Source organism: Clostridium rhizosphaerae (assembly GCF_016765585.1).
GTDB lineage: Bacteria > Bacillota > Clostridia > Clostridiales > Clostridiaceae > Clostridium_AT > Clostridium_AT rhizosphaerae.
In genome coordinates, this window is the sequence record NZ_JAESWC010000002.1 from 680726 (window position 1) to 692069 (window position 11344).

Here is an 11344-nt window from a genome sequence, read left to right on the forward strand (position 1 = left end):
GATATTTAAACTTTTGTGATATTTATCTTTCCGTCTATTATATCAATTAATGCATTTCCTCCGGAAGACAGCTGTCCGAAAAGTACCTCATCAACAAAATAAGGCTTAACTTCCTGCTGAACAACTCTATTTATTTCCCGCGCTCCATAATGAGATAAAAGCCCCTTATCAGCAATCCATTTATAGCACCTATCTGTTACCTTTAAGCTTATATTTTTATTTTTAAGCTTATCCTCAAATTTTCTCACTGCTTTTTTAGCAATTGATATCGCCATACATTCATCCATTTTATTAAATACAACTATATCATCAAGTCTGTTTCTAAATTCCGGTGAAAATACTCTTTCTACTTCTTTATTTATAGCTTCTTCCTCAAGTATCCGATCTCCAAAACCTATCATACTTTTTCCTACTTCTTTTGCTCCAGCATTTGAAGTCATTATTAAAATTACATTTTTAAAATCAGCTTTCTTTCCAGTATTATCTGTGAGTGTAGCGTAATCCATAATCTGAAGCAGAACATTTAAAACATCAGGATGCACCTTTTCAATTTCATCAAGAAGAAGTACACAATGAGGTGTTTTTCTAATTGCATCTGTTAAAAGTCCTCCTTCTTCATAGCCTACATAACCTGGAGGAGCACCAACTAATCTAGCTACAGTATGTTTTTCCTGATATTCACTCATATCAAACCTAATCAGTGGCACACCTAAATGTTCAGCTGTCTGCTTTGATAATTCAGTTTTTCCAACTCCGGTAGGGCCTACAAATAAAAGACTGGCAATAGGTTTTTCCCCTTCATTAAAACCAGCTCTTGAACGTTTTATTGCTCTAACAACAGTATCAACTGCGTTATCCTGTCCATATATTACATCCTTGAGTCTTCCTTCAATGGTTCTTAGCTTATCTACTTCATTTACAGAAACACTTTCTGCTGGAATCTTACCCATAAGAGAAACAATTTTTTCTATTAATTTTTCATCTATTATATTAGTTTCTTCTCCTTCACTAAAATGAAGTCCAGCATAAGCTCCGGCTTCATCAATAACATCAATCGCTTTATCAGGCAAATGCCTGTCTTGTATATACTTTGCTGAAAGCTCTACCGCTAACTTAATTGCTCTTTCAGTATACTGAACCTTATGATAACTTTCATACTTTTCTTTCAATCCTTCAAGTATCTTAACAGTATCCTCTACAGATGTTTCAGGAATTTCAATCTTCTGGAATCTTCTAGAAAGAGCTCGGTCCTTTTCAAATACCTTCTTATATTCTTCGTAGGTAGTAGAACCAATAACTCTAAGCTTCCCCCTGTCAAGAAAAGGTTTTAATATGTTTGACGCATCCATTGAGCCTCCAGAAATCGCTCCTGCTCCTATTACAGTATGTATTTCATCAATAAAAACTATTGCGTTTTCTTCTTTGACAATTTTATTAAGCACCTTTTTTATTCTTTCTTCAAAATCCCCTCTATATTTTGTACCAGCAAGCATTCCCGCCATATCTATTGAATATATCTTATAGTTTTTTAATGCTTTAGGCACTTTTCCAGAAACAATAAGCTGAGCTATTCCCTCAGTTATTGCAGTCTTTCCTACTCCCGGATCTCCTACGTGAACAGGATTGTTTTTAAGCCTCCTGCACAATACCTGAAGAGTTCTTTCAAGTATTTCTTCTCGTCCAATTAAGGGATCCAGTTCCCCCTTTAAAGCCTTTTCAGTAAGTTCAACAGCAAAATTATTTAAAATGCTTCTATCATTATTTTCTTTTGTATCATCTTCCGTCTCAATTTTGCTTATACCTTCAGATAAATTTCTTCTAATATCGATTTTTGATACACCATGAGTAATGTAATTTAATATATCAAGCCTTGTTATTCCTTGTTCTTTTAAAAAGAAGCTCCCAAAGCCTTCCTCTTCATCATATATCGCAACTAAAATATCACCAAAAGATATTACTTTCTTTCCACTTGAAAGCACATGGCTTGCTGCAGACGACAAAATGCTGTCTACTCCTAGTGTTTGCACTGGTTCCTTATTATCAATTTTATCTACGTACGCGTCTAAGTAATTTTTAATATCTTTTTTTAGTTCATCAATATTTGCTCCGCAGCTTTCAACTATTTCTTTACTTTCATCAAAAAATAATGCTGCATATAAAATATGCTCCGGAGTTATGTACTGGTGTTTATCAGCTTTTGCTTCGTTGTATGCAGCCATAAAAATTTCGTTTAAAAGTCTGTCAATATCCATATTTATTCCTCTTTCAAGCTTAATTTTAATGGAAAACCTTTTTGGTTTGCTTCATTATGCACTTGAGTGATTTTGGTAACAGCAATATCGTAAGGATAAACTCCCGCTATTCCAGAACCTTTTTTATGTACATCAAGCATTATCATAGTAGCTTCAGGTACTGATTTGCTAAATATATCCCTTAATATTTCTATAACAAACTCCATAGTAGTATAATCATCATTGTGCATAATAACCTTATACAGCTTAGGTCTATTAACTTTTACCTTTTGTTCTTCCTTAACTAAAGTCTTTTCTCCCATATTAACAACTCCATATATAATATATACTTTTATATTGTTGACTTTATAATTGAATTTATCACAAAATATTGCTAAAAGCTAGTAATACCTTATATTTTTCACTTTAGTTCGAGACTAGTGAAAATATAGTATAAAATTCTTCCCTCTGCTAAAAATAAAATACAGCTTTAATAAATTGAGGTGATTAAGGTGAAGCCAAAAGAGGAACTTAAAATTAACTCTAATAATGTAAACTCTATCAATTACAGGCCTCAAACTACAAATACATCAGCAGAGTCCGAGGATAAAGGCAGAATAACCTCCAGGCAGGCTGGAAATGAAGTTCGAAATGCAGTAGAAAGCTTTGAGCGCGAAATAGTGGCCAGAAGCAAATTTGACTAATAGAAAAGGTACAGCAATAGTAAGCTTGTACCTTTTCTATTAGTAATCTATTATATTATTGTGCGCTAACCTGTATGGCAGATGCTCTTGGGTATTTGCTTGTATCCCATTGGTGGTCTTTAGATAATTGACTATCTGACACATCAAAATAATTATAGTAAACTTTGCCTTTTTCATCCGGCACTGGATCATCCCAGGTAGCATCAACCAGTGTGTACACTCCGTTTATTTTAACCATGTTCCATGCATGTGGTATTTTGTTTCCTCCATCTATTCCATAGCCTGTAACAGATTTAGCCTCAAGGCCGGCCATTCTCATAAGCTTAAGCATAGCTTTTGAATAACCTTCGCAGACTGCGCTGCCATTAATAAATACTCCATAATCATTAAACACAGTTCCCGGAAGTGTTCCATTTATATAGTCGTTATAGTCATAGGATGTGTGTGAAACAATATAATCATGAATGGCTTTCTCTTTATCTAAATCGCTCATTCCCGGCTTTATTATCTCTGATATTATCTGCTTAGCTTTAGATTCAGAAGTATCTCTCATGGATAGAAGCTTGTCCTTACTGAATTTGTATTGAAATTGAATGTTTAATACGTTTATATTACCCATGGAATATATTCTGGCCTTAACAGATGTAAGCCCATAATCAATGTCATAATTATCTATCATTAAGCTGTCAATTACATTAAGGTTGAATATATTGCTGTCATAGTTATTAACTTTAATGTAAACGCTGCTTTCAAAATTTTTCAAAGAGTTATATACTGTCTTATAATAATCATTGTAGCTGCTAACTTCATAATTGATTGCAGGAAGTCCAGGTATACTTGATACACTGCTTGCTTGGTTTTGTGCAGCTGTCTGAGTCTGCTGTCCCTGCCCCTCTGTATTAGTTTGCTGATTACTGGATTGAGCTGGTGGAGGCACAGGTATTTGAACCTTTTCTACAGTATTTACTACCTGAGGCTTTGCTGGCGGATTAACTTTAGGAGCTTCTGCTACAATTTTCTTTGGTGTATTATTGCTTTTAGGAAGAGTGCTTGTCTTATTATTTGATGAAGTACTGCCTGATGTCTTTTGACTGCTGCTTTGAGTGTTGTTAGACGCAGTACTAACCTTATTGTTTTCTTCCTTTTTTACAGCTTGCTGCACAACATTTGTTTGCTGCTTGCTGCTGTCTATGTTTACATCATTTCCTTTTGCTGATATGCTGCCTGAAGGTTTTGCTGCACATCCCCACAGCATTGAGACAGATAATAATATAATAATGCTCTTTTTAAATCTATTCATAAAACCCATCTCCCTTATAATAATAATCTAATAATACTACAAGACAGATTTATCGACAATATTTTACATGATATTTAACAATTATATAATATTTAAAAGCTGGACCATTCAAGCATTCTATACTCCTTAATAGCATTTGGAGCGTATTCGTATTCTTTTTCTTTCACCTTTACATTTGAAAGTTTTTTAACAACTCCATAGGATTTTTTAAGTGAAAGTTCCTCACCCTTTTCTGTTAAAACCCAAATTGTATTTTTATGAACGGGGGTAATTCCAAGTTCTTCTTCTCCTAAACCATCAGTAAAATATATAAGCACATGATTTCTTAGCCTGTTCTTAGCTAAATACTCAAAAACTGGAGTGAATTTTGTGTTTCCTCTGGTATTGACCTTCTTTTTTATCTGTTTTATGTTACTAGCTTTATAAACCCTTCTAATATCACTGTCACATTCAATAATTGTTATATCAGAAGGATAATTTCTAACTATTGAAAATACTTCACTCATTATTTCTTCAATTTCTTTGTCAGTTACACTTCCGCTTATATCTATAGCAACAGCAATCTCAGCAATATGTCTTGACAACTTACCTCTTAAGTCTAAACGCTCAGGCTGCCTTCTATCTCTTCTTGTTATTGTTTTTTTATAACCTGCAGGAAGTGTACCCAAAAGTCTTTTTAAATAATCCTTCCAGGTAACCTCTGATTTTCTATTTAATTCTCTATAAAGCTGCTCTATGCTTTCAGGCAGCTTTCCTTTAGATGCGTTTTCAGCGAGCTTTTTAACTGTTTCTTTTATTGCTTGTTCATCAAAATCAACATTTATATTCCAAAAATCATGAACTGTCTCTTCATCATGCTCTCTTTTAATATAGCCCTCCTCAAAATCCAGTTTATCACTTTCATCATTTTTATTTGCATCCTTTTTAAGCTTATCAATAGCTTCTTGAATTTTATCTGCATACTGCTCCATTGTTAACTCATCTTTTAAATCCACATTATAGGAATTTCTTACACTATCTATATTGTCCATCCATAAAGGCAGGTTAACTATGTATTGATTTATGGATATATCCATAGCTAAGCTTACAGCCAGGCTGCTGTATTTATACCTAAGTGCTCTTTGTCTTATATGATGACCGCTCATTATGTGATATATCTCATGCTTTATGAGAGCCTGCATTTCAAGCAAAGAACAGTTTAAGAATACAGCAGGATTAAAATACATCACAAATCCCTCTTTTGTCATTCTTGTTCCTAAAGCAGAAGGTAAATCAAGCTTCATTTCTCGTTTTAATTGAATTAGAAATTGAGCAAAAAAATTATCGCCGCTACTCATCATAGAAAATGTGCACAACTCAATGAGCCTGTAAAATTTCTGCCTGAATTCCTCTGTAAGCTCGTTCTCATAATTTACATTAGAAATATATACAAATAGTTCGTCCTTTAATTGTTGAAACTTGCTTGCTTCCATAAAGTTACCTAACCCTCTACTTCATTATAAATTTGAAAAAAGCCTTCTATAAAGGAATCGTCATCTAAAAAATCCTTATAGATACTCTCTTCATAGCCTTCCTTAATCTCTCTCATAATACCAATCTTTAAGTCCTGAGGATAGTTTTGAATAAACTCTGAAAATATTCTTACTTTATCTTTTTTATCTTCACTATCTTTTATATAATGAAGTATATTTTTCGCTGCCATATATAGCCTTGAATGACTTTCCCTCTTCACTCTAGCCTTCATTTCTTCACTGATTAAAGTTTCATTAAATATATCCTCAGGAGTAATTAATGGATTTTTGCTGTTTTCAATAAAATTATAAAATTCCTGTGCAATGCTTCCTCCAACATTTCCTCTTATAATATTTAAAAGTATTTTAGAAGGAAACCTATCCTTTTTTTTGAGGTACACCTTATAGGAATTTGACACTCTTTCCCAGCTCCTCGGAGTTGCTTTTACCATCTCATTTGAATAAGGTGTATGAAGATATTCAGGAAAGGATGAAATAAACTCAAGTACATCCCTTTGTATATTCCCTTCCTCTACACCCCAAGCAAGCCATGTCTTAACCTCAGCTTCAAGCTCAATCCATACAAAGCGGTCTTCCTGAGCAGGATCCATATCTACAACTTGATAATCACTTCCGGAATATTTTTCGTACTTATTTGAAGGGTTCATAGCTGCTGCCACAAATACATTTTCAGGCAGTCTATATCCATTTATTTCTCTATTTAAAATTATGTTCATAAGCTCCTGCTGAACAGTATGCTCACAGCGGTTTATTTCATCTATAAAAAGAAGTATAGTCATTTCAGGCTTTTCACTCAAAGCCTTATCTATCTCCTGAAGCTTTGTATGAACAGCATATACTGTTCTTTTTCTTCTCTCTTCTTTTCCATCTATGTAAACTCTGTATTCTTCTACTGTTGGAAGACCACCTATCTCCCCTTCCTTAAGCATATTTCCGTCTATAACTATACTATAATATTCTTTTTTGCTGCACAGCTTTTTTATTAATGCTGTTTTTCCTATGCCGCTCTCTCCAATTAATAGCGGAACAGCTCCACTCTCTAATACAAGTTCTGTTGTCATTAACGCATCTGTAAAATTCATAAATAAAATCCTTTCTTAAAAGCCTAATTTATAGTCTACCAGTATTTTTTTTGCTTCTCTGCTCCCATAGTTATAAATAAATTTAACTTTATTTATAGGAAGAGAATCGCAGTTAATAAACTTAATAATATAATCTTTATCTAAAGCTTCGTCCTTAAGTTTTTCTTTTAATATTTTCTGAACTATATTTAAATCAAAATTTTTAATATATTTTACAACATCTATATTATCATTAATAAAAAGTGATTTCGCTTCTTCATTGATATTTTTTATATATAAAACCGCTTCGGCATTTTTTAGTATCGCTGCTCTTTGTACGGTTAAACTTGGATTGTTAATATATTTGATTGCAGCAAAATATTTTGAAACTGCAAGAAGCTGAATTTCTTCCGAAGGATTCTTAATATACTGTATAGAATCCCAATCCTTGTTTACAGCTATAGACTGAATTTTTTCTGAAGGATTACCAATATATTGTATAGCCCATCCTTTTATGGCTACGGCTTTCTCAAGAACCGCTTCAGATGGATTTTTTATAAATCTGATTGCATTCCATGCTTTTTCAATAGCATAAAGACACATCTCTTCTTCAGGTTCATCAATATACTCAATCGCCCAGACATTTGATTTTAATGCCTCCCATTTTACACTTAAAGATGGATTATTAAAATATTTTATCATTGTGCCATTCTTATTAACCGCAATTTTAAGCATTTCTTCTGTTGGATTTTCTATCATCTTTATATAGCTTGGATCTCTTTCAATTATTTGCAGAATTTTATTATTATCCATATGCCAATCACCTCGAATATTTGTATAACTAATAATTATTATTAATTATATTATAGTACACTTTTACAAAAACGAAATATGTAAAATAAATTTTATTCAATTAATTTTTTAGAATTTTAATATATACAATGCGAAAGTTCTAATACATTAATGCATTGTATATATTATCTATTATGAAACAACTTGATAAAATTTTGTATACTAATGTAATAAACAATATAGTATACTTGTATAGAAGTCCATGATTTATAAGGAGTGTATATATAATGGAAAAGGTTAATGATCTAAAAATTCACGTGAATGACTATATAATTGACATAATTAATCAAGAAGATTTTAAGCAGAATATAAGAACCCTTCTAATCAATGAGATAAAAAATATAATATTATTCAAGAGTGAAGATTTAATTCATACAGATATTTATATAACTATAAAGTCCAGAATAAAAAAAAATATAACTGAACTTATAAAAACAAAGAATTTCAAAGATGGAATATATAAATTTATAGATAATAACATAACGGACTTAGAAAATTCTAATCGAACTTTGGATACAATAATTCCTGCTGCTGCTTTAAATAGTCTTAAGGTTTACATCTATAATCATAAGGATGACATTATATCTTCTCTTAAGGATTTTTTAAATAGTGAAAGTATAGATAAAAAGATACGCTTAGAGTTAAACAATGTGTTAAATGGCATCAATCCTATGGTATCTAGATTCATAAATACTTCAAATATTTATACTAAGCTTAAAGATTCTATTAATAGTTATCTTGAAAATCCATCAAATGTAATGGAAGTTATTAATATGATTAATTCTCAGATCGACACCTTGACTAAAAAGAAAATTTCCGACTTTTCTTCAAGCTTTCCAACTGAGGGAAGAAAGGCATTAATAAATTCGATTACAGAAGGTGCTATTCAAAATATTTTATCTAATAACTTTATTGATATGTCTATGAATCTTATCGATGACAAATTAATGTTTCAATTATCAAATTTAAAAAGAAATACTGATAAGCTAAATAATGACTTGAACAATTTAGTTACAACATTTATGAGTAGTTACTATACATCTATAACAGCTAGTGACAGTTTTAAAGAAATAATATCCATTATTTCAAACAATTTAATTGATGAGCTGCTACGTAAACCACTGATTGAATTAATTTAATATATTTCTGCAGCATAAAAGACTTTTGGATTATTATTTTTAAAAGTCTTTTATGCTGCAAAGTTATATAAATATATAAATATTTACATATTTATTTGTTTTGCTGCTGGAGTATTTGGGAAGCCTCCTGCATATCCTGCTTAATCTGCTGACCAGGACTTGCAAAAGCATTATACCATCCCTTTTGCATTGCCATATCTGAGAGTGCAAAATGCTCGCTGATACTTGTATTTAGCTGATTGGTAAGTATTTGTCTCAGCTGAGGATTGGCGGCTTCTGTTACTGCCTTACTGAGCATTGTTATGTCATTTTTTGAACTAGTAATCATATCTAAAGCTAATTCTTTATCAGGAAGAAAACTATTTTTATTGTTATTATTGTTATTATTATTTTCATCTTCTGATAAGAAATTGTTTAACCATGACATATTTATTCCTCCTTTCAAAACCAAATGACAATTCGTATTATCACGGACCACTTAATAATTAATCTGTAAGTATATTTATACTCTATTGATTTTGAGAGTTATTTCCACCACCGCTTTGGTTATTATTTTGATTATTATTCTGGTTATTAGTCTGCAAATTAACTTGTGTATTAACAAAATTTTGAAGTTCTTGTATTCGTGCCTTTTTATTATTTAAAGAATTTTGAATAATAGCCTTTAAATTTTCATCCTGTACCATAGAAACTGTTGCATTTAATTTCTTAGAAGCTAAAATATTTGAGTTTAAAAGTTCATGAAGCTCTAAAATTTCATGAGGAGCTATCTGACTATTCATTTCTCAACCTCCTTATTCTTTAAAAAAAGAGCCGAAACCCGTAGGTTTCAGCTCTTTACTTATAATATGGAATTTAATCCTAACCTTCAAGTATATGTTGGATTATAGATTTTTTTCGTAAGCTTCAACCATTCTCTTAACCATTTGTCCGCCTACTGATCCAGCTTCTCTTGAAGTTAAATCTCCATTGTATCCTTCTTTAAGCTCAACGCCTACTTCTCTTGCTGCTTCCATCTTAAATCTATCTAAACCTGCCTTAGCTTGTGGTACTAAAACTCTATTACTTCTGCTTGCCATAATTAATTCCTCCTTCTATTTTATAATTTTTTTATTTGGTGTTGCTTTGTAATATAAGTTTGTGCTTTTTTGAGAATAATAAACTATAAAAATATAGGCAAGCATAGTAAGTTTTAAACATATTAGCTTCTTTCTACAATTTTTCTAAATTTTTTATTTTCTTTTGGCATCACTGTCATAAAGCACTATATCGGCACCTAGAGCAGCGAAATCACGTACAATATTTTCATAACCTCTTTCTATATGCTCAATACCTGTTATATATGTTGTTCCAGCAGCAGTAAGTCCAGCAAGCATAAGACATATTCCTGCTCTTACATCTGTGGCTTTAACCCAGTCTCCTACTAAAAATTTCTTGCCTGGAATTATTGCCTTATTATCTTCTATAGTTATTTTTGCTCCTAATTTATTTAATTCTCTGCAATGATTAAATCTTCCTGGATATACCTTATCAATTATAGTACTTACTCCGTTTGCCTGTATAAGCATTGCAGTTAATGGCTGCTGAAAGTCAGTAGCAAACTCTGGATACATTCCTGCCTCTACATTAATTCCTAATAATCTGTCATTTACATATCCACATATGCTGTCAGATCTTATATCAATTTTTAAATTAGTTTGTCGAAGTTTATTAATACAAGACTCAAGATGCTCTGGAATCACATTTTTTATAGTTATGTTTCCTCCCGTTGCTCCGGCTGCCATTAAAAAAGCTCCTGCAATAAGTCTGTCCGGAATCACACTATGAATACAACTTTTAAGACTGTTAACACCTTCTATATGAATAGTATCTGTTCCAGCACCTTTAATATTTGCCCCCATGCTGTTTAACAAATTAGCAAGATCAGCAATTTCAGGATCTTTAGCCGCATTATATAAAACAGTAGTTCCTTTAGCTCTTACTGCCGCCAGCATAACATTTACCGTTCCTCCAAAGGTCAGCTTATCAAATCTTATTTCTGCTCCCCTAAGTTCGTCTGCTTCAACCACATAGTGATTAGTATAAAAATTGAATTTTGCACCCAGAGCTTTTAGCCCGCTAATATGCTGGTCTATTGGCCTATATCCAAAATTATCTCCTCCTGGATAACCTATAGAAACCCTTTTGAATTTATAAAGTAAAGCTCCCACAAAATAATAAGATGCCCTAAAGGAAGAAGCCTTCTGCGGATCTATATTTGAATTTTTTAATCTTGTTGGATCAAGTATAACATTATCGTCTTTTATTGCTATACCAAGACCAATATCTTTGCTAATTTCAAATACTCTCTTAATATCAAGAATGTGCGGTATGTTTTTAAGTATGATAGGTTCATCTGCTAAACAACAGGCAGGCAAAAGTGCTAAAGAACTATTTTTTGAACCTGGAATTTTAACTTCACCTTTAAGCGGCTGTGAATATTTCACCTCTAAATATCTCATCGTTTTCTCCTGTTTCGTAGTGTT

Annotated in this window: 12 protein-coding genes; 2 read left to right on the top strand and 10 right to left on the bottom strand. The window is 32.0% G+C overall.

The window, feature by feature from the left end; genetic code table 11:
* Positions 1–5 precede the first annotated feature (5 nt).
* Positions 6–2252, bottom strand: coding sequence for an ATP-dependent Clp protease ATP-binding subunit ClpA (gene clpA / locus JK636_RS06485; protein ID WP_202748015.1), 2247 nt, complete (start codon positions 2250–2252; stop codon positions 6–8).
* Between the two features lie 2 nt (positions 2253–2254).
* Positions 2255–2554 carry an ATP-dependent Clp protease adaptor ClpS gene (locus JK636_RS06490; RefSeq protein ID WP_202748016.1) on the bottom strand — a complete coding sequence of 100 codons (300 nt, stop codon included), beginning with the start codon at positions 2552–2554 and terminating at the stop codon, positions 2255–2257.
* 189 nt (positions 2555–2743) lie between these two features.
* On the opposite strand from JK636_RS06490, the gene JK636_RS06495 reads away from it, so the two are divergent.
* Positions 2744–2935 (top strand): hypothetical protein, encoded by a 192-nt coding sequence (locus JK636_RS06495; protein WP_202748017.1) that lies wholly within the window; start codon positions 2744–2746, stop codon positions 2933–2935.
* Between the two features lie 55 nt (positions 2936–2990).
* Here JK636_RS06495 and JK636_RS06500 read toward each other — a convergent pair whose 3' ends face one another.
* The 4 genes from JK636_RS06500 to JK636_RS06515 all read right to left on the bottom strand — a co-directional run bounded on the left by JK636_RS06500 (position 2991) and on the right by JK636_RS06515 (position 7641).
* On the bottom strand, positions 2991–4235 hold the full coding sequence (locus JK636_RS06500) for a transglutaminase domain-containing protein (RefSeq protein ID WP_202748018.1): 1245 nt from the start codon (positions 4233–4235) through the stop codon (positions 2991–2993).
* Positions 4236–4327: 92 nt separating this feature from the next.
* The gene (locus JK636_RS06505) at positions 4328–5707 is read right to left on the bottom strand and encodes a vWA domain-containing protein (protein ID WP_202748019.1); all 1380 of its coding nucleotides are present in this window, start codon (positions 5705–5707) and stop codon (positions 4328–4330) included.
* Positions 5708–5715: 8 nt separating this feature from the next.
* Positions 5716–6849, bottom strand: a complete 1134-nt coding sequence (locus JK636_RS06510) for an ATP-binding protein (protein WP_202748020.1) — start codon at positions 6847–6849, stop codon at positions 5716–5718.
* Positions 6850–6864: 15 nt separating this feature from the next.
* A complete protein-coding gene (locus tag JK636_RS06515) occupies positions 6865–7641 on the bottom strand; it encodes a hypothetical protein (RefSeq protein WP_202748022.1) in 777 nt (258 codons plus the stop codon).
* Between the two features lie 266 nt (positions 7642–7907).
* Here JK636_RS06515 and JK636_RS06520 point away from each other — a divergent pair, with 266 nt between their 5' ends.
* Positions 7908–8819, top strand: a complete 912-nt coding sequence (locus JK636_RS06520) for a DUF445 family protein (RefSeq protein WP_202748024.1) — start codon at positions 7908–7910, stop codon at positions 8817–8819.
* 91 nt (positions 8820–8910) lie between these two features.
* On the opposite strand, the gene JK636_RS06525 is transcribed toward JK636_RS06520, so the two are convergent.
* The 4 genes from JK636_RS06525 to murA form a co-directional block, all read right to left on the bottom strand.
* Complete coding sequence (locus JK636_RS06525) at positions 8911–9246, bottom strand: spore coat protein (protein ID WP_021657537.1); 336 nt, start codon at positions 9244–9246, stop codon at positions 8911–8913.
* A gap of 82 nt (positions 9247–9328) precedes the next feature.
* Positions 9329–9601, bottom strand: a complete 273-nt coding sequence (locus JK636_RS06530) for a hypothetical protein (RefSeq protein ID WP_202748820.1) — start codon at positions 9599–9601, stop codon at positions 9329–9331.
* A 102-nt stretch (positions 9602–9703) separates the two neighbouring features.
* Positions 9704–9898 (bottom strand): alpha/beta-type small acid-soluble spore protein, encoded by a 195-nt coding sequence (locus JK636_RS06535; RefSeq protein WP_202748026.1) that lies wholly within the window; start codon positions 9896–9898, stop codon positions 9704–9706.
* A gap of 153 nt (positions 9899–10051) precedes the next feature.
* The gene (murA, locus tag JK636_RS06540) at positions 10052–11320 is read right to left on the bottom strand and encodes a UDP-N-acetylglucosamine 1-carboxyvinyltransferase (RefSeq protein ID WP_202748028.1); all 1269 of its coding nucleotides are present in this window, start codon (positions 11318–11320) and stop codon (positions 10052–10054) included.
* Positions 11321–11344: the final 24 nt, after the last annotated feature.